This is a genomic window from Micromonospora sp. Mcm103, from assembly GCF_024519755.1.
Classification (GTDB): domain Bacteria; phylum Actinomycetota; class Actinomycetes; order Mycobacteriales; family Micromonosporaceae; genus Micromonospora; species Micromonospora aurantiaca.
Map to the genome: position 1 here is coordinate 1 of NZ_JALJRJ010000018.1, position 23,343 is coordinate 23,343.

The following is a 23,343-nucleotide window of genomic DNA, read 5'->3' on the forward strand; positions in this document are numbered from 1 at the left end:
CAGCGAACCGTCCAGCACGTACAACGCCCGGTCCCCCACCGCCCGGCCGATCGGCGGCGTGCCGGTGAGGCCCGGCGGAAGGTCGGCGACCGTCGTGGTGACCGTGGTCTCGGTCGGGCCGTACGCGTTGAGCACCGTCACGTCGGGGCACCGGGACGCGAAACGGTCCACGTCGTCGGGGCGGACACGGTCGCCGCCGAGCACCATCAGCCGCAGGTCGCGCGGCACCTCGCCGTCCCGTTCGGTCAGCTCGGCGACCAGTTCGCCGAAGTACGCCGGCGGCAGGTTGGCAAGCGTCACGCCGTGCCGCGCCAGCAGCGGCAGCAGGGTGGCCGGGGCCACCAGGCCGTGCTCGGGCAGCACCAGCGCGGCCCCGCAGCTCAGCGCGGGGAAGATCTGGTCGATCGAGGCGTCGAAGGCCAGGGCGGCGAACTGGAGCACCCGGTCGTTCGGGCCGAGTCCGAAGCGGCGTCGCATCCGGGACACGTGCGCGGCCATCGCCGCCCGCGACACGCCGACACCCTTGGGCCGGCCGGTCGAGCCCGACGTGTAGATGACGTACGCCAACTGCCCGTCCGCGACCGGCACACCGGGGTCGTCGTCACGGCCGCCGTCCGGCAGCTCGCCGTCGAGCAGGAGTTCGAGCCCGGCGTCCGCGCGGACGACGTCGACCCGCGCGGCCGGCCAGGAGGGGTCGATCGGCACATACGCGCCACCCGCCTTCAGCACACCCAACACCGCCGCGAGCATGTCCACCCCACGCGGCAACCGGACACCCACAAGCGACTCCGGACCCACACCACGACCCCGCAACCACCACGCCACCCGATTCGCCCGCGCGTTCAACTCCCCGTACGACACCACCCCACCCGCGGCAACCACCGCCACCGCACCCACACCACGACGCACCCGCTCCTCGAACCCCACCACCGGATCCACCACCCGGCCCACCACCTCCGGCGCACCGAAACGCCGCAACACACCCCGCTCCCCCGACGGCAACCCCAACCCACCAACCCGCACACCCGGATCAGCCACCACCGCCACCAACAACTCCCGACACCGACCCACCAACCGACCGATCGACACCGCATCGAACAGATCCGTCCGGTAGACAAGCGTCATGGCGAGTTCGTCGCCGCGGGGCTGGGCGAACAGCGACACCGCGAACAGCGCCTTGGGGCGGTCGGTCTCGAAGTCGGTGAAGCGCAGCGGTCCGGCCGAGGGGCCGTCGCCCGGCACGTTCTGCATCGCGAACCAGGCGTCGATCAGCGAGTCGGTGTCCGGCCGCTCGGGCCGCAACTCGCGGACCACCCGCTCGTACGGGACCTCTTGGTGGTCGAGCGCGTCGAGGGCGTCGTCGCGGACCCGGCCGAGCAGCTCGGCGAACGTCGGGTCGCCACTCAGGTCGGCGCGCGTGACCACCGTGTTGACGAACAGTCCGATGAGGTTCTCCACCTCGGGCCGGTCCCGGCCGGCCACCGGCGAGCCGATGCCGAAGTCGTCCTGCCCGCTCCACCGGCCCAGCAGCACCTGGAACGCGGCCAGCAGCGTCATGTAGAGCGTGGCGCCGTGTTCCCGGCCGACGCGGTGCAGGCCGGCCACCAGGTCCGGGCCGAGGACGAACTCGGTGGTCGCCGCCGTGTGCGAGGGTCGCTCCGGGGCGGGCCGGTCGGTGGGCAGGGTCAGCGCGGGCAGGCCGGCGAGCCGGTCACGCCAGTAGTCCAGGTCGGCGCGGAGCCGGTCACCGTCGAGCTCGCGGCGCTGCCGCTCGGCGTAGTCGACGTACCGGACGGGCAGGTCGGGCAGGGGTTCCCCGGCGTACGCGGCGGCCAGCTCGCGGGCCAGCAGGCCGACCGACCAGCCGTCGGAGGCGATGTGGTGCGTCGCCGCCAGGACCACGTGCTCGGTGTCGGTGAGCGTCCAGACGACGACCCGCAGCAGCGGTCCGGTGGCCAGGTCGAACGGCCGCTCCGCCTCCGCCTCGGCCGCCCGGGCGACCTCGGCGGCCGAGCCGGCGGCGCGCCAGTCGACGGGGGTGCCGGCCGAGGGCGGCAGGACGACGCGGGGCATGCCGTCGCGTTCCACGAAACGGGCGCGCAGCGCGTCGTGCCGGTCGACCACCGTGTCCACCGCCTTCTGGAACCGTTCCCGGTCCAGCCGGCCGTGCACCCGCCACATCGGAGTCGTGACGTACGCGGTGTCGCGACCACCGGCCAACCGGTCGAGGAACCACATGCGGTGCTGGGAGAACGACGGAGAGTAATCAACCTGGACACAGTTCTCTAGCTGGCGCAATTCGAATTCTCCTCGACTGGAAACCGGCAGGCGACAAGCGATTACCGACGCATGCGATTGCGTCGGCGCGCAATTCGGTCAGACATCCCGAAGCGCCACGCCCATTCATTCACCCATCGGGCGAAATGCATGGCAAGGCGGAAATCGGTCGCATGCACGACCTATTCCACCGCTCGTACTGATCAGGGGTAGGGCCTGGCTGGACGCCATCCCACGTAGCCGTATGTCGGATTTGGTCCCGCTACGACCACAAACGAGAGATCACAGAATCACTCCCAAGCGACCTTTACGATCCTTAAGTTCGTTTCCGGACGCAGATCCCCCGACACCTCCGGACGGACTCATTCTGCAACGCCGTCCGACGCTCTCGCAAACCCCATCCTGTCGGGAAGCCGATGATCGATGGACGACAACTCGACGTGGATCTTCGAGGACTGACGCCCATTCAGGGACGCCTTTTCACGCATCGCCGCAGATGGCGGCGGGGACGGGCGCCCGGGCATCGCAGCCTCCCATGGGCACCGCCGCGCCGGGCAACCCGGCGAAAAAATTCTTCGCGTACGGTTGCCCGGGCGGCGGTGGTGGACATGAACGGCGGACCGGGCGTGCGCCCGTCGTACCACGGGCACCTCCCCCGGACGGTGGACGCGGCCGGCCGACCGGCCGACCGTGCCGGCGACGCCGGACCGGCCACTGTGGCCGGAGTGTGACGCTCGCTACACGGCCTCGGCACCGGCCGCCGGCGGCGTGGCCATCCTGTGGTTGTGGCCGGGCACCCGGAAGTGGTGGAACGTGACAGTGGCGCTGACGTCAAGCGCGTGCACCCAGTGCCACCAGCCGACCGGCACCAGCAGCATCTGCCCCGGTTCGAGCACCGTCTCCAGCACCGTCGCCTCGGCGTACCGGGGATGCCGGTCGAGGTCCGGTCGTGCCGCGTCCACCGCACTGAACGTCCCGCCGCGGGGATAAACGAGGTGCCGCTGGTACGACGGCACCAGCCGGACGTGCTTGCGCCCGAGCACCTGGCAGAGCAGCACGGTGCTGTTGTCCACGTGCAACGGCGTGACGGTACCGGCCGGTCCCAGCAGCAGGTGCCCGCCACCGGCCGGGTCGACGAGGTGCGCCGGCGGCCGCACGTCGGCGGCGAGCGCCCGCAGCGCGCCGTTCCAGTTCTCGTTGCGCGGCACCATGTAGTAGTCGTTCGTCCGCGCGCCGGAGTCCAGCAACGCCACGTAGTCCGCGAACGGCATGGTGGTGCGGTGCCTGTCGTACTGCCAGGAGTGGTCGGGGTTCGCCTCGCGGCCGGTCATCACCTCGACGACCGCGTCCGGGCACCTGCGGGCCATCCGGGCCGGCGTCCAGTCCCGCGCGGGCCAGTCCGCCATCAGGCCGTCGAGCACGACCGGCCGGTTGCCGAAGTAGTAACGGGCGAAGAACTCCTCGGCGCCGGGATCGGACCGGCGCTCCAGGGCGCGGCCCCCGTCGTCCTCGCGCAGCACCCGGTAGGTGTCCAGTACCGACTCCATCCAGTCGTAGCGCAGCGCGAGCCGCCGGCACACGGCGAAGTACGGGTGGCCGGCGAGCGTCGCCAGCTCCGCGTCGACGGCGTCGGCGTCCGCACCGGCGGCGACGGCCGCCGCGCGGGCCTGCCCGGCGGCGACGCCCATCGCCAGGTTCTCGGCGAGCCACTCCCGCCAGGCGGGGAGCAGGCCCGGCGCGGCGGCCACCGTCACCGGGTGACCTCGACGGGCGGAGCGGCCGGCGCGGTCGGGCGGAGCGACAGCACCACGGCGTCGCCGCGGACGTCGGCGGGCGGCGGCGTGAGCCGGGGCGCCCGGGTGTACTCGGAGCAGTTGACGTAGGAGTTCTTGACGTGGGCCGGGATGTGGTCCGGCGTGGTTTCGGTCATGCCCGGCAGTCAACCGGCGCGGCGTCCCGGCCCGCCAGGGACGGCGATCCCGTCCGGTCCGGGACGCCGTCGCCGCACCGCACGGCCGATCGCACCGTCCCGGCCGGACCGGGACATCCACCCCTGGCCGCCGGGACACCGCCGCCCGCAGGGTGACGGCGGCAGGCCGCGCCGGCGCGGAAACGGTACGGCGGGCCCGCGTACCGCCCGGCCCGCCACCCGGCTCACGCCGTTCAGGTGGTCCCCCGACGCCTCCCGGCCTGACACAGTGGACCCGACATGCGTGACGACCTCCTCACTCCGCGTCGAACGGCCTGGGCCGTCCTCGTCGCCACCGGCGTGCTCACGCTCGGCGCGGTCGCCGGCTGGGCGGTGGCGACTCCCCCGTTCACCGCCGCCCAGCTCTACTCGCTCGTCGACCTGCTCGACGGCGTCGTATACGGCGCGGCGGCATGGCTGATCCTGAGCCGCCGGCGCCGCGGCAGCCGGCTTCCGGGGTGGATCGCCACGGCGGCGGCGCTCGGCGGCGCGCTCGCCGCGTGCTGCGCGCAGTGGCAGCTCGCCGTCGGTGGGCCGCCGCTGCTGACCGCAGTGCACCAGTGGGCCTGGGTGCCCGGCCTCTACTCGCTCGTCGTGGTCATGCCCTGGCTGCTGCCGGAGCGGCCCCCGGGCCGGCTCGACCGGGTCGCGGTCGCCATCGGCCTGGGGTACGTGGCACTGACGGTGGCCGTCCTCGCCACCGCGCCGCCGCCGGTGGGAGTGGTGCCGCTGACGCCGGAGCTGCGCGACGCCCGCGCCGCGCTGCTGCGACAGTTGTCCCCCGTCCTGCCGTACGCGCTGGTCGGGCTCGGCGCGCTCGCCGCCGCCGGCGTCGCGTGGCGGTGGCGGCGCGGGGAGCCCGCGCGGCGCAACGGCCTCGGCTGGGTGACAGCGGGCAGCGTGTTGCTCACCCTGGCCTTCCTGGCCACGCTCCTGCCACCGGCGGTGGTGCCGCCGGCCGCGCCCGCGCTGCTGATGCTCGCCTCCCAGGCGTTCTTCCCCGCGGCGGTGGCAGTGGTGGTGCTGCGCCAGCAGTTGTGGGGCCTGCGGCTGGCCGTCCGGCGCACCCTGGTCTGGTACCTGATGACCGCGACGGTGATCGCCGCCTACTGCGCGGCGGTCGCCGTGTCCGACCGGCTGCTGCCGCACGCCGCGCCGCTGCCGCAGCTGCTGGTCACCGGCGTGATCGCGGCGGCCTTCCAGCCGGTCCGCGCGCTCGTGCAGCGACGGGTGGACGGGCTGGTGCACGGCGAGCCGCCCGAACTCCTGCTGCACCGGGTGGTGCGCAGCGGCGGCAGCACGACCGACATCGGCGCGGCGGTGGCCACCGCGCTGCGGCTGGCCGACGTGCGGATCACCGAGGACGGGCCGCAGCCGCCGCCGCACGAGGGCGCGCCGCCGGTCACGGTGCCGCTGGTCCGCGGCGACCGGCTGGTCGGCCACCTGCACGCCTGGCCCCGGCCCGGCGAGCTGCTGGACGACCGGGCCGGGGAGGCGCTCGCCGTCCTCGCCCCGGTGGTCGCCGCGATGGTGGACCTCGCCGGCACGAACCGGGACCTGGCCCGGTCGCGGCAACGGCTGGCGGAGGTACGCGACGAGGAGCGCCGCTCGCTGCGCCGGGACCTGCACGACGGCCTCGGACCGGCGCTCAGCGGCATCGGGCTGGGCCTGGCCGCCACCCGCAACCTGCTGCGCCGCGACCCGGACCGGGCCGAGGAGCTGCTGGACCGGCTGACCGAGGAGCTGACCGCACGGGCGGCGGAGGTGCGGGAGCTGGCGCACGGGCTGCTGCCGCCGGTGCTCGCCGACGGCGGGCTGCGTCCCGCCCTGGACCTGCTGCGCACCCAGTACGCGCGGGCCGGGCTGCGGATCGTGATGCGCGCCCCCGCCTCGCTGGACCCGCTGCCGGAGCCGGTAGCCACCGCCGCGTACGGCGTCACCGCCGAGGCGGTGCGCAACGTGCACCGGCACGCCGGGGTGGACACCTGCACCGTGTCGCTGGACCGGCGACCGGACCTGCTCCGGGTCACCGTCACCGACGAGGGCCGGGGCGTGGCCGCCGGGCCGGTCCGCCCCGGCGTGGGCCTGCACGCCATGCGGGAACGGGCCCAGGCGGTCGGCGCGACGCTGACCGTCGGGCCGGCCCCCTCCCGCGGCACCACCGTCTGCCTGACCGTCCCCCTGGAGTGCCGGTGACCGACAGCCCGATCCGCGTCGTCGTGGTGGACGACCACCCGGTCTTCCGGCTCGGCATGAGCGCGCTGCTGGACACCCTCGACGGCATCGAGTGCGTCGGCGAGGCCGCCGACGCGTCCGAGGCCCGGGCGCTGGTCGGCAGCACCGGGCCGGACGTGGTGCTGATGGACCTCCATCTCGGGCCGGGGTCCGGGATCGAGGCCACCCGGACGTTGAGCCGTGACCACCCGGAGGTCCGGGTGCTGGTGGTGACCATGCTCAACGACGACGCCTCACTCGTCGCCGCGGTACGCGCCGGAGCGCGTGGATACGTGCTCAAGGGGGCCTCGGCCGCGGACGTGGAGCGCGGCATCCGGGGTGTGGCCGGCGGCGACCTGGTCCTCGGCGGGCCGCTCGCCGACCGCGCCGCCGCTCTGCTGGGCGCCCGCGCCGACGGCCCGTTCCCGGAACTGACCGACCGGGAACGCGAGGTGCTCGGCCTGCTCGCCCGGGGCCTGTCGAACCCGCTCATCGCGCACCGGCTCGGGCTGAGCGCCAAGACCGTGCGGAACAACGTCTCCGCCATTCTGGTCAAACTCCGTCTCGGCAGCCGCGCCGAGGCGATAGCCCGGGCGCGCGACCACGGAATGGGTAATCCGAACGCCGCCGAACTGCCACCGTCCCCGGCCCGCTGACCGGCGCCGCCGATTCCGAATCGGCAGCCGGGGTCTCGATTCCGATGCGGGCGGCGGAGACGATTACCGCCCGCTGTTCCGGATGACGGCCCCGGCACCGGCCGGTCGGCTTCGTGGCTGCTCACCGGCGCTGCGCCGGCCGGCCTGTCGCGCCCGAAGCGGGCGGACAAAGACGTCTCCCGGCCTGGAAAGAAAGCCTTCCCTAACCAAGGTAAGGCTCATCTTCGCCGGTCCGGACTCGGCGCGGAAACGACTGCTTACGGCCACCAACCCCGCATTCCGTTGTTAAGGTGAGCATGATCCTCACTGACGGCGGACGGGTTTGCGGACCGGGCCGCCCGGCAAATACCCGATGGCATTCGAGCACCACGAGGCCGGCGTTCGTGTCCGCCGGCCCGCATGACTTGGAGGCACCATGAAGACCCTGTTGCAGTCTCCGCCGGTACGTGAATGCGCCGCCACCGCGTGCAGCTTCAACGACAACGGCTGTCACGCTCCCGCGATCACCGTGGCGGCGTCCGCCGACGCGGCCTCCTGCGCGACGTTCGTCGAGTCCTCGCTCAGCGGCGGGATCGCCGAGGTCACCGGCGCGGTGGGCGCCTGCGCGCGGGCCGAGTGCGTGCACAACACCAACCTCGCCTGCACCGCCGAGTCGATCACCGTCGGCCCGGGCGCCACGGTCAGCGACTGCCTGACCTACCAGCCCGCCTGACGAACCGGACACCACGCCCGTACGGGTCACGACGGTCACCGTCGTGACCCGTACGGCATGTGCGGCACCCGACCCGCGGTTGCACAGGTAAGCCTTACCTACTACCGTCTGACCTGGGCCGACTTCACCCTTCCCGGCCGAGGAGACAGACATGGCGTTGCACCCCGCCGGGCGCCCGGCCCCGTCGGCCGGCGTCGCCCCGGTCAGCGCAGGGCCGTCGGCGCTCCCCTCCACGCCCCGAGACGCCGTCTCCGCCCGGTGCGTGCTGAACGCCGCCTCCTCGGTGCGGCTGACGCTCGGCGACACCACCGCCGATCTCCTCTCCGCCCACGCCGTCCTCCCCGACGGCACGATCGTGCTCGCGGTCGACGCGATGAGCCGCACCGGCGGCCTGCTGGTCGCCGCGCGCGGCCACAGCGGTGCGGTACGCCTCGACGTGACCCACCTCGCCCCGGTCGCCGTGCGCTCCCGGGTGCGCGCCCGGCTGCGGATCGTCGGCACCGCCCGCCGCTTCGACCCGGCCGCGCTCGACGCCTGCGACCCGGCCACCGTGATGTCGCTGCTCGACCTGCCGCAGGTGGCGCTGTGGGCGATCGCGCCGGACGAGATCGTCCTCGACCGGGCCGCCGAGCCCGTCGCGGTGGACCTCGGCACGTACCGGGCCGCCCGCCCGGACCCGATCGCCGTCGACGAGGCCACCCACCTCGCGCACCTGGCCCGGTGCCACAGCGACGTCCTGGACCGGCTCGGCGCGCTCGTCGACAGGGGCGCCGACGCGACGCGGATCGTCCCGGTCGCGCTCGACGCCGAGGGCATCGTGCTGCGCGCGGAGCGGCCGGACGGTCACACCGACACCCGGTTGCCCTTCGCCCGCCCGGTCACCGCCGGCGCCGGCCTCGCCGAGGCGCTGCGGACGCTGCTCGCCTAGGGCGCCGGGGGCGGACCTCGTCCGCCCGGATCGAGGCTGCCCACGAGCGCCACAGGGCAGCAGGGTTCGCCGTCGTGCCCGTCGCTTCCACTCCGTACCGAACGCATCGCCGCGGCGGCGGCGCGCCACCGGTGGCGCCCGCCGACGGTGGGGTCGGCGGGCACCGTCGTGGTGGTCGTCAGCTGGTGCAGCAGCCGCCGGCCTGGCCGCCGGCCGGGGTGTCGAGGCTGACCAGGCTGAGCGGTGCGGAGAGCAGGCCCCCGGAGATTCCGGTCGCCAGCCCCTGTGCGGCCGGCGGGGCCGCGGGGTCGGGGCCGCAGCAGCCGTCGGTGCCGGTGGAGTCGGTGGGGTTGCTGTTGCAGACGCCGGTCTCGGGCAGGTCGAGCTGGACGTCGCGGGCGGCGTCCCAGTCGCCGGCGAGAGCGGCGACGACGGAACGGACCTGCTCGTATCCGGTGGCCATGAGGAACGTCGGCGCGCGGCCGTAGCTCTTCATGCCGACGGTGTAGTAGCCGGCCTCGGGGTGCGCGAGTTCGGCGGCGCCGTGCGGGGGAACGGTGCCGCAGGAGTGCTCGTTCGGGTCGATCAGCGGGGCGAGGGCGCGGGTCGCGCCCATGACCGAGTCGAGGTCCAGCCGCAGCTCGGCCGCGATCGAGTGGTCGGGGCGGAAGCCGGTGGCGGCGACGACGCGGTCCACGGTGACGGACTCGTCGGTGCCGTCGGCGTGACGGACGACCACGGCGACCCGGCCCTCGGCCGGGGTGAGGGCGTGCACGGAGAAGCCGGTGAGCAGCCGGATGCGGCCGGCGTCGACGTGGTCACGCAGCCGGGCGCCGAGCGCGCCGCGGGCGGGCAGGGCGTCGGCGTCTCCGCCGCCGTATGTGCGGGCCGGGCTGGACGAGCGGATCGCCCAGATCACCTCGGTGCCGGGTTCGGCGGTGGCCAGCTCGGCCAGCGACAGCAGGGTGTTCGCGGCGGAGTGGCCGGCGCCGACGACGAGGGTGCGCCGGCCGGCGAAGCGGTGCCGGTCGCCGCCGAGCACGTCGGGCAGCGCGTGGCCGAGGAACGCCGCCGCGTCTTCCTCGCCCCGGGCCGGCAGGCCGGAGGCGCCGAGGACGTTGGGGGTGCCCCAGGTGCCGGAGGCGTCGATGACGGCGCGGGCCAGCAGCTCATCGCCGTCGGCGAGGCGGATCAGGAACGGCGTCTGTTCGCGGCCGGCGGTACGCAGCCGGTCCAGGCCGAGCCGGCTGATCGCCGTTACCCGCGCGCCGTAGCGCACGTGGGGCTTGAGCTGCGGCAGCTCCGCGAGAGGCTGGAGGTAGTCGGTGACCAGCTCTGCGCCGGTGGGCAGGACGTCATCGGCCGGGGCGACCCAGCCGGCGTCGTCGAGCAGCCGGCGGGCGGCCGGGTCGACGTTGTACCGCCACGGGGAGAACAGTCGTACGTGCCCCCACTGCCGCACGGCCGCGCCGGCGGTGTCACCGGCCTCCAGGACGAGGAAGGGCAGGTCACGCTCGCGCAGGTGGGCGGCGGCGGCCAGACCCACCGGGCCCGCGCCGATCACCACGACGGGCGACTCGTCCAGGACACTCATCGGGAACTCCTCTGTATTGGCGATTGTCGAATCAGTCAGGTGCGGTGACACCACGTCGCGCCACCGGGTGGCCGTCAGCAGACTCCGACCGGATCGGGCGCCGGGCGACCCATGACGACGTCGGCGGCGGACGGGAAGCAGCCGACACAGGCGTCGTTGATGCGATAGTGGCGTGCGGTGCCGACCGGCTCGACGAGCACGAACCGCACCTCGGTGAGGATCTTCAGGTGCTGGGAGACGGTGGACTGGGCGAGCCCGACCGCGGCGACGAGTTCCCCCACGCTCATCGGCCGGGCGTGGCGGGCCAGGTACTCCACGATCTGCACCCGCGTCGGGTCCGCGAGCGCCCGGAACCACGAGGCGTAGGTCTGCGCGGTGTCGCGGTCGAGGAGGTCGCCCACCACCACTCCTTCAATCGTTTATCGCCGATTGGCGATGAAGTCTAGCAGGCGCCGGAGCCGGCGATCGCCGGACGGGCCCCGCCTGACGACGCCCTCTCCGGCGGCACCCTGTCTTGATGTCGGTCTAAACAGAGACTTGCACGCTGATTAGATAGATGTCAACCTAGAGACATGCCGAAGCAACAGGCGCCGATCCCCCTCGTCGACCTCAGCGCCGACGCGCCGTGCTGCCCCCCGCTGGCGCAGCGCCGGGTCCCGGCCGAGACGGCGGCGGTGCTCGCGCCCGCGTTCAAGGCCCTCGGCGATCCGGTACGGCTGCAGCTGATGTCGATGATCGCCTCCGCCGAGGGCGGCGAGGTGTGCGTGTGCGACCTGACGCCGGCGTTCGACCTGACCGGGCCGACGATCTCCCACCATCTCAAGACGCTGCGCGAGGCGGGCCTGGTGGACGCCGAGCGGCGGGGCACCTGGGTCTACTACCGCGCGCGGCCGCAGATCCTGCGCCAGCTCGCCGGCCTGCTGTCGATCGAGCCGGCCGCGGCGGCGCAGCGGTAGGCCGCACGCCACACCCCCGCGGGAAGGCGGTCCGATCACCGCCGAGCCCCGTTGCCGCCACACCGACACCCCACTGGAGCGTCCATGAGCACCGCCACCAGAGCCGACCATGCCCCGCCGGTGGTGGCACGCCTGTCGCGCCTCGACCGGTTCCTGCCGGTCTGGATCGGCCTGGCCATGGTCGCCGGTCTGCTGCTCGGCCGGATCGTCCCCGGCCTGGACGACGCTCTCGGCGCCGTCGAGGTCGGTGGCATCTCCCTGCCCATCGCCCTCGGCCTGCTGATCATGATGTATCCGGTCCTGGCCAAGGTCCGCTACGACCGCCTCGACACCGTCACCGGTGACCGGCGCCTCCTGGTCTCGTCGCTGGTCCTCAACTGGATCGTCGGTCCCGCCGTCATGTTCGCCCTGGCCTGGGTGTTCCTGGCCGACCAGCCGGAGTACCGCACCGGTCTGATCATCGTCGGCCTGGCCCGCTGCATCGCGATGGTGATCATCTGGAACGACCTGGCCTGCGGCGACCGGGAGGCAGCGGCGGTCCTCGTCGCCGTCAACTCGGTGTTCCAGGTCGTCGCCTTCGGCCTGCTCGGCTGGTTCTACCTGTCGGTGCTGCCGGGCTGGCTGGGTCTGGACGGCGCGGCGCTGGAGGTCTCCGGCTGGGACATCGCCGGTAACGTACTCGTCTTCCTCGGCATCCCCCTGCTCGCCGGCTACCTCTCCCGCCGCCTCGGCGAGCGCACCAGGGGCCGCGACTGGTACGAGCGGCGGTTCCTGCCCAGGGTCGGGCCCGTCGCCCTGTACGGACTGCTGTTCACCATCGTCGTGCTGTTCGCCCTGCAGGGCGAGGCCATCACCGACCGGCCGGCCGACGTGGCCCGCATCGCTCTGCCGCTGCTGGCCTACTTCGCCCTCATGTGGGCCGGCTCCTACCTGCTCGGCCGGGCCATCGGCCTCAACTACGAACGCACCACCACCCTGGCGTTCACCGCGGCGGGCAACAACTTCGAACTGGCCATCGCGGTCGCGATCGGCACCTTCGGGATCGCCTCCGGCCAGGCCCTCGCCGGTGTCGTCGGCCCGCTGATCGAGGTCCCGGTCCTCGTCGGCCTGGTCTACGTGTCGCTGTGGGCCCGCGCCCGCCTGTTCCCCGCGCCGGGCACCCGGCCGTGAGACGCCCCGACCGCGCTGCGGCACGCCGCGCGGCAACCACCCGTATCAGGGAGACCCGATGAGCGACAAGCCCAGCGTCCTGTTCGTCTGCGTGCACAACGCCGGCCGTTCCCAGATGGCCGCCGGGTGGCTGCGCCACCTCGCCGGCGACACCGTCGAGGTGCGCTCCGCCGGCAGCGCGCCAGCCGGCCAGGTCAACCCGGCCGCCGTCGAGGCCATGCGGGAGGTCGGTATCGACATCACCGGCCAGACCCCCAAGCTCCTGGAGTACGAGACGGCGGAGTCCTCGGACGTCATCGTCACCATGGGCTGCGGTGACGCCTGCCCCGTCTTCCCGGGCAAGCGGTACGAGGACTGGAAGCTCGACGACCCCGCGGGCAAGGGCGTCGACGCGGTACGCCCCATCCGGGACGAGATCCGCACCCGGGTGGAACGGCTGCTCGCCGAACTGCACCCCACCGCCTGACACCCGCCCTCCCGGTCGACACCGTAGTGGTAACCGACGATGATCCGGTCCTGATTGCACCGGCGGGCGGCCGCCGTTGGTGCGACGATGCAAGCGTGGGAACTGCGAAGACTGCCACCCCTGCCATCTCGCCGCTCACCGGCGAGCCGATCAAGCGTGCCGACGCCGAACGCCTCGCGGGCGTCCTGAAGGCGTTGGCCGACCCGGCCCGGCTGCGCCTGCTCAGCCTGATCCAGTCCGCGCCGGAGGGCGAGGCGTCCGTCAGCGACCTCACCGCGCCGCTCGGTCTCTCCCAGCCGACCGTCAGCCATCACCTCCGGATCCTCACCGAGGCCGGCCTGATCGAGCGGGAGAAGCGGGGTGTGTGGGCGTACTACCGCCTGGTGCCGTCCGCGATCTCGGCGATCGCCGAGTTGCTGACGCCGCCTCGTAAACGACCGACGAAGAAGGTCCGCTGAGCAGGTCACCACCGGGTTGCCGCGTGCACCCGCCGACCTGCCACGGTCGCGCCCCGGAGCCTCAACCGGCCACCGGGAAGTTGGACCGGACGAGGCCGTCCGGGTCGTGGCGGCGCTTGACCGCCCCCAGCCGGGTCAGGACGGCGGGGGTGAACGCGTCCGCCGCCGTCTCGTCCGGGTTGAGGAAGGTCACCGGCTTGCGCCCGCTGACCGGCAGGGCGGCGGCCAGGGCCCGCTGCCGCGCCGTGACCGCCGCCGGGTCGGTGGCGAGACCGAACAGGTAGAGCGCGTACGGCTCGGTGAGCGGGCCGTGCGGGCTGTCGGAGTCCCGGGCGAGGGCGCCACCGAGGTGCCGGAGCTGGACGCTGAGCAGCGGGGCGATCGGGTCGGCCAGCAGCGCCCCGGCCGCGTCGTCGTCGAGGCGGGTCAGCAGTTCGGCGCGGGAGATACCGGGGCTGGGGTCGGTGGGTTCGGCCGTGATGCCGCCGAGTTCGGTGACCTGCATGTTCCGCCTGCTGTCGGAGATCGGCTGGGTCAACCGGTCCAGCGGTGCGAGCAGGTCCCGCGCCGCAGCCCCGGCGCCGAGGTAGGTGACGTCGAGGGCGACCATCGGATCGGCGCCGGGGAAGTGCAGCAGGTCCATCCAGACGGTCAGCTCCTCGGGTGCCGTGGCGGTGATCCGCCGGAACGCCCGCAGCACGTCCGGCGCGTGCGCCGCCGCCCACAGCATGCGTCCGCCGTACAGGTCCGGCGCGGGGTGCAGCGCGAGTTCGAGGGCGGTGACGATCGCGAAGTCACCACCGCCGCCGCGCAGCGCCCAGAACAGGTCGGGGGCGGTCTCGGCGGTGACGCGCCGGTGCCGCGCCTCGGCGTCCACGACGTCGAACGCGGTGACCGCGTCGGACACCCAGCCGTACGCGCGGCCGAACCAGCTCAGTCCGCCGCCGAGCGCCACCCCGGTCACGCTGACCACGGGGGAGCTGCCGGGCAGCCCGGTGAGCCCGTACGGCGCGGCGGCGGCCTGGAGCAGGCCGGACGGCACACCGGCGCCGACCCGTGCCCGCCGGGCGACCGGGTCGATCTCCACGGTGTCCAGACGGCCGGTCCGCAGCAGGATCGCGCCGTCGGCGCGGCCGGTGGCGCCGTGCCCGTTGGGCTGCACGGCGATGCTCAGTCCGGCCGAACGGGCGTACCGGACGAGCGCGGCGACGTCGTCCGCGTCGGCGGCCTCGACCACCGCCGCCGGTGACTGCGCGACGGCCAGGTTCCAGGCCCGGCCGGCCACCTCGAACCCTTCGTCGCCCGGCAGCAGGACCCGGCCCCGGACGGCGGAGCGAAGCGGGTGCGGAGCATTCATGAGCGTGTCCATGAGCCCACACTAGGAGCGGAAAAGACCCCGACTAGGGTGCATTCGCATGATGGATTCGTGGGCCAATCCGGCGCGGCGGCTGGGCAGCGACCTGCATCTGGAGCTGTCCGGCGCCGGCGGCCGCCGGTCCGCGCTCACCCGCGCGCTGCGCGACGCCGTCCGGGACGGGAGACTGGCGGCCGGCACCCTCCTGCCGCCGTACCGGTCCCTCGCCGCCGACCTCGGCCTGGCCCGCAACACCGTCGCCGCCGCGTACGCCGAACTGGTGGCCGAGGGATGGCTGGTCGCCCGGCAGGGGTCCGGTACGCGAGTGGCGCCGCACGCCGAGCCCGCCCGGGTCGCCCGCGTCCCGAGGCAGATGCCCGCGCGTCCGGCCCCGGCCGTGCACCATCTGCGGCAGGGGCAGCCGGATGCCGCCTCCTTCCCGCGCGCCGCGTGGCTGGCGTCCGCGCGCCGCGCCCTGACCGCCGCGCCGAACGAGGCGTTCGGGCCGGGCGATCCGCAGGGCCGCCCGGAGCTGCGCCGGGCGCTGGCCGGGTACCTGGCGCGGGCGCGGGGCGTCCGGACCACCCCGGACCGGATCGTGGTGTGTTCCGGTGTCGCGCACGCGCTGCGCCTGCTCTACGGCGGCCGGGTTCTGCGCGGCCCGCTGGCGGTGGAGTCCTACGGGCTCGCGTTCCACCGCGCGGTGCTGGCGGCGGCAGGCGTCCGTACCGCCCCGCTCACGCTCGACGCGGACGGCGCCCGCACCGAGGAGCTGACCGGCCTCGCGGGGGTACGGGCGGCGCTGCTCACGCCCGCGCACCAGTTCCCCACCGGCGGGCCGCTGCATCCCCGGCGACGCCTCGCCGCGCTGGGGTGGGCGGAGGGCCGGGACGGGCTGGTGCTGGAGGACGACTACGACGGCGAGTTCCGGTACGACCGGGATCCGGTGGGGGCGGTGCAGGGCTTGGCCCCGGAGCGCGTCGTCTACCTGGGCTCGGTGAGCAAGAGCCTCTCCCCCGCGCTGCGTCTGGGCTGGATGGTGCTGCCCGAGCGGCTCGTCGGCCCGGTGCTGGACGCCAAGGGTGAACGGGAGGCGTGGGCGGGCGTGACGGACCAGCTCACCCTCGCCGATTTCCTCGACTCCGGACGGTACGACCGGCACGTGCGCCGAATGCGCCAGCGGTACCGCGCCCGGCGTGACCGTCTCGTCGCCACGCTCGCCGCCCACGCCCCGCACGTCACGCCGACCGGCGTCGCCGCCGGGCTGCACGCCGTGCTGCGCCTGCCCGCCGGGACCGAGCGCCAGGTGGTGGAGGCCGCCGCCGGACGGTCGATCGCGCTCGACGGGCTGGGCGGTTTCCGCCACCCGGACGCCACCATGCCCGCCCTCGACGGCCTCGTGATCGGCTACGCGACGCCGCCCGAGCACGCGTACGCAGCCGCGCTGGAGGCGCTGTGCCGGATCCTTCCCCCGGCCCCCTCCCCCGCTCGGTCCGGTGGGCCGGCCCTTGAGGACCGCGGCCGGAGCCGGTAGAAACGGCGGGGCCGACAGGAGATCAGTCATGACCGATACCGACGGGCGGTTGTCCGCGACGCCGCGTACCACCCTGCGCCGGATGAAGGAGAAGGGGCGCCGCGACCGCGCCGCCCTGTTCGACGTGCTCCGGGCCGCCTCCGTCTGCCATCTGGGCGTCCTCGTCGACGGCGGACCGATGGTGGTGCCGACCGTCTACGGATTCGACGACAGGCACCTCTACCTGCACGGCTCGGTGGCCAGCCGGAGCCTCACCACCGACGCCGAGGTCTGCGTGACGGTCACCGTCGTCGACGGGCTGGTCCTGGCGCGCTCGGTGTTCGAGCACGGGATCAACTACCGCAGCGCGATGATCTACGGCCGGCCCCGGTGGGTGACCGACGCCGAGGAGAAGGTGTACGGCCTGCGGCTGCTGACCGAGCACGTCGCCCCCGGCCAGTGGGACCACGCCCGCCGGCCGAACCGGCGGGAACTGGCTGCCACCGCGCTGCTGGCGCTTCCGCTGGCCGAGGCGTCGGTCAAGACGCGCAGCGGACCGCCGGACGACGGCGACAGCCCGGACGCTGCCCTCGGCCTCTGGGCCGGCGAGCTTCCGCTTGTCGCGCGCTGGGAGCAGCCGGTGACCGACCCGGCGCTGCCGCCGGCGACGCCGGTGCCGGCGCACGTCGCGGCGCGCGCCGGCACCCGCGCCGACCGCCGGTGACCGGCCGGCCCTAGCGAAGCTGGCGGGCCACCTCGGCCAGCGGCAGCCGGGGCTGGACGGCCGCCCGGGCGGCCACCACCGCCAGCGCCCGGGGTACGCCGGCGCAGTGCGCGATGATCTCCCGTACCGCCGCACGCTCGGCGGTGAGGCGACGCTCGCCGAGACGCGCCGCCAGCAGGTCCCACGCCTCGCCGGCGGCCAGCTCGTCGACCACGACCGGGCACGCGGCCTCGCCGACGACCAGGCCGGTGAGGCGCTTGCGGCTGGTCACGACCACCATGCAGCCGGGTACGCCGGGCAGCAGCGGCCGCACCTGGTCGGCGTCGCGGGCGTCGTCGAGCACGATGAGCATCCGGCGCCCGGCGAGCGCGCTGCGGTAGAGCCCGGTGCGCGCCGCCGGTCCGCACGGGACCCCACCGGGTACGTCGAGCGCCTCGATCAGGCCGCCGAGCGCCTCGGCCGGCGCCACCGCCGGCCGTACCGGGTCGCTGCCGCCGAGCTGGACGTGCAGCACCCCGTCGGCGAACCGGGCGGCCGACCGGTGCGCCCAGCGCAGCGCCAGCGCCGTCTTGCCGATGCCGGACCGGCCGGACAGCACGCACACCACCACGCTCGACATCCGCCACGGCCCGCCGTCGAGCAGCCGGTCGAGTTGCCGCAGTTGTGCCGAACGGCCGGTGAAGCCGGGAATCTCCAGCGGCAGCTGCATGGGGCGGATCCGGGCCGCGGCCGCCGGGCGGGCGGGCAGGCCGAGGACGTCGCGGAGCAGCCGGACGGTCGCGGGCCGCGGACGGGTCACCCGCGACGACTCCAGGTTGCGGATGCTCCGGACGCTCAGTCCGGTGCGGGCGGCCAACTCCTCCTGGGTCAGGTTGGCCATTCGCCGTGCGGTAGCGATCTCATGACCCAAAGTATCCATGTAGCCGATCACAGCGTCGTCTCCGTACCGGTTCTGGTGGATTCATGACGGTGGACCACCGAAGCCGCGGCCACTGAGCGGGCAGTCAGCGGCGACATTGCCGGTGATCTGCCGGTGAAGCTCCTGTTGGCCAGACGAGGTTAAGTCCACAGTGGGTCCGACGCTATCGACCGGAGTCGAATCGACGGTCGACGAGACGGGCCCTTCCCGGCATCGGTGCAGCGTCGCAGAAGCAGCACTTCCGGTCACTCTCCGCAAACCTCAGATCCGTCCGGCGCGGGCCCGGAGGGCAGCGCGCCGACCAGGAGGACGAACATGCGAAGGTACGTCAGCGACACCGCCGAACTCACCGACGAGTACGGCATCCGGATCGGCCGCTGGACGCAGTACCGCGATCTCGGCCCGTTGCCGTTCGACGCCATGTGGTGCGTGATCCCGCCCGGTGGCAGCAGCAGCGAGGACATCCACCCGGAGGTCGAGTTCGCCGTGGTGACCCGCGGCACGGCCATCTACGAGGCGGGCGGCGAGAAGGTCGAGGTGCCGACCGGCGGCGTGATCCTGCTCGAACCCGAGCAGAGCCACGTCATCCACAACCCCTCGCCGGAGCAGCCGCTCACCATCCTCAGCATCTACTGGATGCCCCGGCCCGGCGACTCGGCGCAGGCCGGTGCGGACGCCGGGACCGGCCGTGACTGACGCCGCCACCGGCTCGGTGCTGGTGGTGACGCCACCACCGACGCCGAACGGGCCGCTGCACCTCGGGCACCTCAGCGGCCCGTACGTCGCCGGGGACATCGCGGCCCGCGCGCTGCGTGCCTCCGGCCGGCGGGTGGTGACCCAGTGCGGCCTGGACGCGCACCAGAACTACGTACTCGCCCGGGCGGAGTCGCGGGGCGAGACGCCCGCGGACACCGTCGCCCGCTACGGCTCGTCGATCCACGCCGCGCTGCGCGCCGCGCGCATCCGGTACGACGTCATGGCCGACCCGCTGGCCGACGCCAGCTACCGCCGGGCGGTGGCGCGCCTGCTCACCGAACTGGTGGAGGCGAAGGTGGTGGAGGTCGCCCCGGTGTCGCTGCGCGCCTGCGCGACGTGCCGCCGGACCCTGCACCACGTCCGGGTCGCCGGGCGCTGCCCGGCCTGCGGCGCCGGCGCGAACGGCGGCACCTGCGAGGGGTGCGGTGGCTTCTGCACCGCCGCGAACCTCGTCGGCGCGCGGTCGACCTGCTGCGACGCGGCACCCGAACCGGTCACCCACACGGTCCCGGTGCTGCGGCTCGACGAGCACCGGGAGCGGCTGGCCGAGTTCTGGTCCCGCGCGGTGCTGCCGCCCCGGCTGCGGCGCCTCGTCGCGTCGTACCTCGACGGCGGGCTGCCGGAGGTGCCGCTGGCGTACCCGACGGACTGGGGCATCGAGTGGGACGACGGCCTGCGCATCGACGTCTGGGCCGAGATGGCAGTGGCCAACCTGGTGCTGCCCGCCCGCCATCTGCGGCCGGGCGCGGACACGCTGGCCGGGTACCTGGACGCGTGGCGGGACGTGGACGAGCAGTGGATCTTCCTCGGGGTCGACAACGCCTTCTACTACGCGCTGCTCATCCCGGCCCTGCACCTGGCCGCCGGGCTGCCCGACCGGCCGACCGGGCTGGTCGTGAACGAGTTCTACCGGCTCACCGGCGCGAAGTTCTCCACCAGCCGCGAGCACGCGATCTGGGCGCACGAGTTCCTGTCCACCGAGGACCCGGCGGTGGTCCGGGCGTTCCTGAGCTGGGACCGGCCGGACAGCTACGAGTCGGACTTCCGGCCGGAGGCGTACGAGGCGTTCGCCGGCCGGTACGCCGCGACCCTCGCCGGCACCACCGCCGGGCTGGACGGCGTGCTCGCCGACACCGAACTGACGCGCGGTGAGCAGGCGCTGCGGCCGGGGCACTTCGATCCGGCCACCGCGGTCCGGGCGGCGCTGGCCGCGTACCCCGGTCGGCCGGAGCGGGCGGCCCGCCTGCTCGGCGTCGTCGGCGGCGCGGAACCGGCGGGTTCGGATGGGTGAGCCGCGCGTGCTCGTCGTCGGCGCGGGCGTCAGCGGCGTCCTGCTCGCCCGGCGGCTGCGGGACGCGGGCGCCGACGCGGTCCTGATCGGTCCGCACGACTGTGGTCCGGACGGGCGGCCCGCCGACGCGACGGCCGCGTCCGGCGGGCTGGTGCGGGCCTTCGAGCCCGATCCGGCAGGCCGGTCCCTCGCCGCCGCGAGCCTCGCCGAACTGCTGGCCGATCCGTCGCTCGCGAGAGCGGCCGGGTGGCGGCGGACCGGCTCGCTCTACCTGCTCGACGCCGGGGCGGCGGCCGGCGTGGACGGCGCCGAGGTGCTCACCCGGGACGAGGTCGCCGACCGGTTCGGCTTCGCCGGACTCCCGGACGGCACGGTGGGGATCTGGGAGGACCGGGCCGGCTACCTCGACCCGGACCGGCTGCGCCGGACCGTCCTGCGTGGCCTCGGCCGAACCGAGAGCACACCGGTGGCCCGCCTCGACGACCGCGTGGTCGAGCTGGTCGACGGCCGCCGGCTCACCGGCGACCTCGTCGTCGTGGCCGCCGGGGCCTGGACGCCGCGCCTGCTGCGCGCCGCCGGGTTGCCGGCCTCGCTGCGCACCAAGCACATCCAGTACGCCCACCACGTCACCGGCCGCGCCGAGCTGCCGTGCTTCGTGGACGAGTCCAGCGGCCTCTACGGCCGGCCTGCCGGTCCGGGGCGGGTGCTGCTCGGTCTGCCGAGCGACAGGTGGGACGTCGACCCACCGGCCCCGGAGCCGGACGCCGCGCTGGCGGCACGGGTCCTGACCGTGGCGGCGCGGCGGCTGCCCGGCCTGGACCCGCGACCGGCCGGCCCGCCGGTGAGCGCCGCCGACTGCTACAGCGAACCCGCCGGTCTGGCCCTGCGCCACGTGTCCGGCGCGGTGCACACCTTCACCGGCGGCAGCGGCGGCGCCGCCAAGACCGTCCTGGCCGCCAGCCGGCTCGCCGCCACCGCCCTGCTGAACACCCGAACCGCTATCCCTGTCCCCCACGGCCAGACAGAGGAAGACTGATGACGCAGACCTTTCACACAGTGGGAATCGGCGCCGGGCCGGCGAACCTGAGCCTCGCGGCGATGTACGACACCCTCGCGCCGCACGACATCGCGCTGTTCGAGGCCCGCGACCGGCCGGGCTGGCACGACGGGATGCTGCACAGCGGCGTCCGCATGCAGACCGGCTGGGTCAAGGACCTGGTCTCGCTCTACGACCCGACCCACCCGCTGTCGTTCCTCAACTACCTGGTCACCACCGGCCGGGTGTACGCCCTGCTGGGCGCCGGGTTCGACACCATCCCCCGGATCGAGTACCAGCAGTACCTGGTGTGGGCGGCGGGCCGGCTGCCGCGCATCACGTACGGCACCCGCGTCGACCGGGTCGAGTTCGACGGCGCGCTGGTCAGCCGCAGCGGCGGTGCGGAGGTCGCCCGCTCCCGGCACCTGGTGCTCGGCAGCGGAACCGTCCCCTTCGTACCGGAGTTCCTGGACGCCCTCGACCCGCGGCACCTGTTCGTCGCCGACGAGCTGCACCAGCGCCTCGCCACGGTGCCGGACGAACCGGACCTGCCGTGGATCGTGATCGGCAGCGGCCAGACCAGCGCGGAGTGCGTCGCGGCGCTGCTCGCCCGCGGGTGCCGCGACATCAGGTGGATCGGACGGCGGTCGTGGTTCGCCCCGCTGGAGGACTCCCCGTCGGCGAACGACCTGTACCGGCCCGCCTACCAGGAGGCGTTCCTCAACCTGTCCCGGGACGTGCGGGAACGTCTCGTCTCCGGTCAGATCCTGACCAGCGACGGGATCTCCCCGGGCACGTTGCGCGGCATCTACCAGCACAACTACGAGGAGCGGCTGCGTACCGGCCGGTTCCCGGTGACGATCATGCCGAGCCGTACCGTGACCGGCGCCCGGCAGCTCGACGGGGAGGTCGAGCTGGAGTGCCTGACCGCCGGCAGCGGCGAGGAACGGCACCGGGCGGTGAACCTCGTCGTCGCGGCGGGACGCCGGCAGGCGCCGCTGCCCTTCGACCCGGAGCTGACCGCGCTGATCGACCTGGACGAGCGCGGTGAGCCGGTCATCGAGTCGGACTACTCGATCCGGTGGAAGCACGCCGACGACCACAAGATCTTCGTGCTGAACCGGGGGCGGTACGTGCAGGGGCTCGTCGACTCCAACCTGAGCATCCTGCCGATCCGCAGCGCGATGATCCTCAACTCGATCGCCGGCCGCACGGTCTGCCGGTTCCGCGACGACTACCTGAGCACCCGATGGGCGTGAACGCGATGACGTCGTTCGACTACGACGACCGGGTCTTCGTCTCCGTCGACCACGCCGGTGACGCCGACCCGCTGCGGGGGCACTACCACCAGCGCGGCGACCTGGTCTGGGCGGAGATCTCCGGCGGCCCGGTACGGCACGGCCGGCTCGCCGGCACCTGCGACGCGCAGGGCGTGGTGCGATTCGCGTACGTGGAGGTGCTCACCGACGGCAGCATCGTCGTCGGCGAGTGCGAGTCGCGGCCCGAGCGGCTGCCGGACGGCCGGATCCGGCTGCGCGAGCAGTGGCGCCGGCACGGGCCGCGCCGCGACAGCGGCGTCTCGGTGATCGAGGAGGCCGTCCCGGCCCGCGCCGAGGCGAGGGAGGAGCAGCGTGTCTGACATCCAGATCGTCAGCTTCGTCGCGGCGAGCCTGCTCATCATCATCGTGCCGGGCGTCGACTTCGCCCTGGTCACCCGGCAGACCGTGCGGTACGGGCGGCGGGCCGGGTTCGTGGTGCTGGCCGGGCTGTTCGCCGCCGCGCTGGTGCACGCCTCGCTCGCCACGGCCGGCCTGTCCGCCCTGCTGGTGTCGTCGCCGACGCTCTACACGGTGCTGCGCGTCGCCGGTGCGCTGTACCTGCTCTACCTGGGCGGCACCATCCTCTGGGCCACCCGGCCGCGACGGGCGACGGCACCGGCCACGCAGCCGGTCCCGGTGGGCGTAGGCGGCTCCGGGCCGGACGCGGACACCGGCCCGGCCGCCGCGCCGGAGACGGTGGCCGCCGACGAGCCGCACGTGGCCCGGCGCTCGTTCGTCATGGGCGTCACCAGCCAGCTGCTGAACGTCAAGGTGGTCGTCTTCTACGTCTCGTTCGTGCCGCAGTTCGTCAAGCCCGGCGACGGCGCGGCGGCCCGCACGGCGGTGCTGGCCGCCACGTTCATCGGCCTCGCGGTGCTCTGGTGGGCCTGCTACATCCTGCTCATCGACCGGTTGCAACCGTGGCTGACCCGGCCGTCGGTGCTGCTGGTGATCGAGCGGCTGACCGGGCTGATCCTGATCGTCCTGGCGGTACGGATCGCGCTGAGCCACTGACCCGCACCCGTGGGGCG

At 74.1% G+C, this 23,343-nt stretch carries 24 protein-coding genes; 17 read left to right on the plus strand and 7 right to left on the minus strand.

What is annotated here, in order from left to right; all coding sequences use genetic code 11:
- Positions 1–2,298: non-ribosomal peptide synthetase (locus OC439_RS21475; RefSeq protein WP_262014987.1), on the minus strand; the 2,298-nt coding region annotated here is incomplete at its 3' end.
- Between the two features lie 587 nt (positions 2,299–2,885).
- Between OC439_RS21475 and OC439_RS21480 the strand changes: the two genes are divergently transcribed.
- Positions 2,886–3,008, plus strand: coding sequence for a hypothetical protein (locus OC439_RS21480; RefSeq protein WP_262014988.1), 123 nt, complete (start codon positions 2,886–2,888; stop codon positions 3,006–3,008).
- Between the two features lie 6 nt (positions 3,009–3,014).
- Here the strand turns inward: OC439_RS21480 and OC439_RS21485 are convergent, their stop codons facing one another.
- Complete coding sequence (locus tag OC439_RS21485) at positions 3,015–4,031, minus strand: cupin-like domain-containing protein (RefSeq protein WP_262014989.1); 1,017 nt, start codon at positions 4,029–4,031, stop codon at positions 3,015–3,017.
- Complete coding sequence (locus OC439_RS21490) at positions 4,028–4,207, minus strand: hypothetical protein (protein WP_262014990.1); 180 nt, start codon at positions 4,205–4,207, stop codon at positions 4,028–4,030. Before OC439_RS21490 ends, OC439_RS21485 begins: the two co-directional genes overlap by 4 nt.
- A 279-nt stretch (positions 4,208–4,486) precedes the next feature.
- Here OC439_RS21490 and OC439_RS21495 point away from each other — a divergent pair, with 279 nt between their 5' ends.
- From OC439_RS21495 to OC439_RS21510, 4 genes are all read left to right on the plus strand, one after another.
- Positions 4,487–6,442, plus strand: coding sequence for a sensor histidine kinase (locus OC439_RS21495; RefSeq protein WP_262014991.1), 1,956 nt, complete (start codon positions 4,487–4,489; stop codon positions 6,440–6,442).
- Positions 6,439–7,116: a response regulator transcription factor gene (locus OC439_RS21500; RefSeq protein ID WP_262014992.1), complete on the plus strand. Its 678-nt coding sequence runs from the start codon at positions 6,439–6,441 to the stop codon at positions 7,114–7,116. The genes OC439_RS21495 and OC439_RS21500 overlap by 4 nt, the downstream gene beginning before the upstream one ends.
- Before the next feature lie 415 nt (positions 7,117–7,531).
- Positions 7,532–7,828, plus strand: coding sequence for a DUF1540 domain-containing protein (locus OC439_RS21505; RefSeq protein ID WP_262014993.1), 297 nt, complete (start codon positions 7,532–7,534; stop codon positions 7,826–7,828).
- Between the two features lie 151 nt (positions 7,829–7,979).
- Entirely contained in the window at positions 7,980–8,756 is a 777-nt protein-coding gene (locus tag OC439_RS21510; RefSeq protein WP_262014994.1) for a DUF2470 domain-containing protein, read from the plus strand.
- A gap of 178 nt (positions 8,757–8,934) precedes the next feature.
- Here OC439_RS21510 and OC439_RS21515 read toward each other — a convergent pair whose 3' ends face one another.
- Positions 8,935–10,350, minus strand: coding sequence for an NAD(P)-binding domain-containing protein (locus OC439_RS21515; RefSeq protein ID WP_262014995.1), 1,416 nt, complete (start codon positions 10,348–10,350; stop codon positions 8,935–8,937).
- Positions 10,351–10,424: 74 nt separating this feature from the next.
- The gene (locus tag OC439_RS21520; RefSeq protein ID WP_370585014.1) at positions 10,425–10,751 is read right to left on the minus strand and encodes an ArsR/SmtB family transcription factor; all 327 of its coding nucleotides are present in this window, start codon (positions 10,749–10,751) and stop codon (positions 10,425–10,427) included.
- Between the two features lie 171 nt (positions 10,752–10,922).
- On the opposite strand from OC439_RS21520, the gene OC439_RS21525 reads away from it, so the two are divergent.
- The 4 genes from OC439_RS21525 to OC439_RS21540 all read left to right on the plus strand — a co-directional run bounded on the left by OC439_RS21525 (position 10,923) and on the right by OC439_RS21540 (position 13,400).
- Positions 10,923–11,306 carry an ArsR/SmtB family transcription factor gene (locus OC439_RS21525; RefSeq protein ID WP_262014996.1) on the plus strand — a complete coding sequence of 128 codons (384 nt, stop codon included), beginning with the start codon at positions 10,923–10,925 and terminating at the stop codon, positions 11,304–11,306.
- Positions 11,307–11,390: 84 nt separating this feature from the next.
- Positions 11,391–12,476, plus strand: a complete 1,086-nt coding sequence (gene arsB / locus OC439_RS21530) for an ACR3 family arsenite efflux transporter (RefSeq protein ID WP_262014997.1) — start codon at positions 11,391–11,393, stop codon at positions 12,474–12,476.
- 58 nt (positions 12,477–12,534) lie between these two features.
- A complete protein-coding gene (locus OC439_RS21535; protein ID WP_262014998.1) occupies positions 12,535–12,942 on the plus strand; it encodes an arsenate reductase ArsC in 408 nt (135 codons plus the stop codon).
- A gap of 95 nt (positions 12,943–13,037) precedes the next feature.
- Positions 13,038–13,400, plus strand: coding sequence for an ArsR/SmtB family transcription factor (locus OC439_RS21540; RefSeq protein WP_135240741.1), 363 nt, complete (start codon positions 13,038–13,040; stop codon positions 13,398–13,400).
- A 61-nt stretch (positions 13,401–13,461) separates the two neighbouring features.
- On the opposite strand, the gene OC439_RS21545 is transcribed toward OC439_RS21540, so the two are convergent.
- Positions 13,462–14,769, minus strand: a complete 1,308-nt coding sequence (locus OC439_RS21545; protein WP_262014999.1) for an FAD-binding oxidoreductase — start codon at positions 14,767–14,769, stop codon at positions 13,462–13,464.
- A gap of 46 nt (positions 14,770–14,815) precedes the next feature.
- On the opposite strand from OC439_RS21545, the gene OC439_RS21550 reads away from it, so the two are divergent.
- Together OC439_RS21550 and OC439_RS21555 are read left to right on the plus strand one after the other, a co-directional pair.
- Entirely contained in the window at positions 14,816–16,288 is a 1,473-nt protein-coding gene (locus tag OC439_RS21550; protein WP_262015000.1) for a PLP-dependent aminotransferase family protein, read from the plus strand.
- 28 nt (positions 16,289–16,316) lie between these two features.
- Complete coding sequence (locus OC439_RS21555) at positions 16,317–16,991, plus strand: pyridoxamine 5'-phosphate oxidase family protein (RefSeq protein WP_262015001.1); 675 nt, start codon at positions 16,317–16,319, stop codon at positions 16,989–16,991.
- Between the two features lie 10 nt (positions 16,992–17,001).
- Here OC439_RS21555 and OC439_RS21560 read toward each other — a convergent pair whose 3' ends face one another.
- Positions 17,002–17,910 carry an NB-ARC domain-containing protein gene (locus OC439_RS21560; RefSeq protein ID WP_262015002.1) on the minus strand — a complete coding sequence of 303 codons (909 nt, stop codon included), beginning with the start codon at positions 17,908–17,910 and terminating at the stop codon, positions 17,002–17,004.
- Positions 17,911–18,225: 315 nt separating this feature from the next.
- On the opposite strand from OC439_RS21560, the gene OC439_RS21565 reads away from it, so the two are divergent.
- The 6 genes from OC439_RS21565 to OC439_RS21590 are packed head-to-tail and all read left to right on the plus strand — an operon-like array spanning position 18,226 to position 23,326.
- Complete coding sequence (locus tag OC439_RS21565) at positions 18,226–18,606, plus strand: cupin domain-containing protein (protein ID WP_262015003.1); 381 nt, start codon at positions 18,226–18,228, stop codon at positions 18,604–18,606.
- A complete protein-coding gene (locus tag OC439_RS21570; protein WP_262015004.1) occupies positions 18,599–19,957 on the plus strand; it encodes a class I tRNA ligase family protein in 1,359 nt (452 codons plus the stop codon). Before OC439_RS21565 ends, OC439_RS21570 begins: the two co-directional genes overlap by 8 nt.
- Positions 19,950–20,993: an NAD(P)/FAD-dependent oxidoreductase gene (locus OC439_RS21575; RefSeq protein ID WP_262015005.1), complete on the plus strand. Its 1,044-nt coding sequence runs from the start codon at positions 19,950–19,952 to the stop codon at positions 20,991–20,993. The genes OC439_RS21570 and OC439_RS21575 overlap by 8 nt, the downstream gene beginning before the upstream one ends.
- Positions 20,993–22,252 (plus strand): lysine N(6)-hydroxylase/L-ornithine N(5)-oxygenase family protein, encoded by a 1,260-nt coding sequence (locus OC439_RS21580; protein WP_262015006.1) that lies wholly within the window; start codon positions 20,993–20,995, stop codon positions 22,250–22,252. Before OC439_RS21575 ends, OC439_RS21580 begins: the two co-directional genes overlap by 1 nt.
- A 5-nt stretch (positions 22,253–22,257) precedes the next feature.
- A complete protein-coding gene (locus tag OC439_RS21585; protein WP_262015007.1) occupies positions 22,258–22,632 on the plus strand; it encodes a hypothetical protein in 375 nt (124 codons plus the stop codon).
- The gene (locus tag OC439_RS21590) at positions 22,625–23,326 is read left to right on the plus strand and encodes a LysE family translocator (RefSeq protein WP_262015008.1); all 702 of its coding nucleotides are present in this window, start codon (positions 22,625–22,627) and stop codon (positions 23,324–23,326) included. Before OC439_RS21585 ends, OC439_RS21590 begins: the two co-directional genes overlap by 8 nt.
- Positions 23,327–23,343 lie beyond the last annotated feature (17 nt).

Coding starts and splice junctions, on each gene's coding strand:
- OC439_RS21555 (WP_262015001.1), top strand. CDS start 16,317: ATGACCGATACCGACGGGCGGTTGTCCGCGACGCCGCGTACCACCCTG.
- OC439_RS21480 (WP_262014988.1), top strand. CDS start 2,886: ATGAACGGCGGACCGGGCGTGCGCCCGTCGTACCACGGGCACCTCCCC.
- OC439_RS21550 (WP_262015000.1), top strand. CDS start 14,816: ATGATGGATTCGTGGGCCAATCCGGCGCGGCGGCTGGGCAGCGACCTG.
- OC439_RS21575 (WP_262015005.1), top strand. CDS start 19,950: ATGGGTGAGCCGCGCGTGCTCGTCGTCGGCGCGGGCGTCAGCGGCGTC.
- OC439_RS21585 (WP_262015007.1), top strand. CDS start 22,258: ATGACGTCGTTCGACTACGACGACCGGGTCTTCGTCTCCGTCGACCAC.
- OC439_RS21515 (WP_262014995.1), bottom strand. CDS start 10,350: ATGAGTGTCCTGGACGAGTCGCCCGTCGTGGTGATCGGCGCGGGCCCG.
- arsB (WP_262014997.1), top strand. CDS start 11,391: ATGAGCACCGCCACCAGAGCCGACCATGCCCCGCCGGTGGTGGCACGC.
- OC439_RS21495 (WP_262014991.1), top strand. CDS start 4,487: ATGCGTGACGACCTCCTCACTCCGCGTCGAACGGCCTGGGCCGTCCTC.
- OC439_RS21580 (WP_262015006.1), top strand. CDS start 20,993: ATGACGCAGACCTTTCACACAGTGGGAATCGGCGCCGGGCCGGCGAAC.
- OC439_RS21560 (WP_262015002.1), bottom strand. CDS start 17,910: ATGGATACTTTGGGTCATGAGATCGCTACCGCACGGCGAATGGCCAAC.
- OC439_RS21490 (WP_262014990.1), bottom strand. CDS start 4,207: ATGACCGAAACCACGCCGGACCACATCCCGGCCCACGTCAAGAACTCC.
- OC439_RS21525 (WP_262014996.1), top strand. CDS start 10,923: ATGCCGAAGCAACAGGCGCCGATCCCCCTCGTCGACCTCAGCGCCGAC.
- OC439_RS21545 (WP_262014999.1), bottom strand. CDS start 14,769: ATGGACACGCTCATGAATGCTCCGCACCCGCTTCGCTCCGCCGTCCGG.
- OC439_RS21510 (WP_262014994.1), top strand. CDS start 7,980: ATGGCGTTGCACCCCGCCGGGCGCCCGGCCCCGTCGGCCGGCGTCGCC.
- OC439_RS21535 (WP_262014998.1), top strand. CDS start 12,535: ATGAGCGACAAGCCCAGCGTCCTGTTCGTCTGCGTGCACAACGCCGGC.
- OC439_RS21505 (WP_262014993.1), top strand. CDS start 7,532: ATGAAGACCCTGTTGCAGTCTCCGCCGGTACGTGAATGCGCCGCCACC.
- OC439_RS21565 (WP_262015003.1), top strand. CDS start 18,226: ATGCGAAGGTACGTCAGCGACACCGCCGAACTCACCGACGAGTACGGC.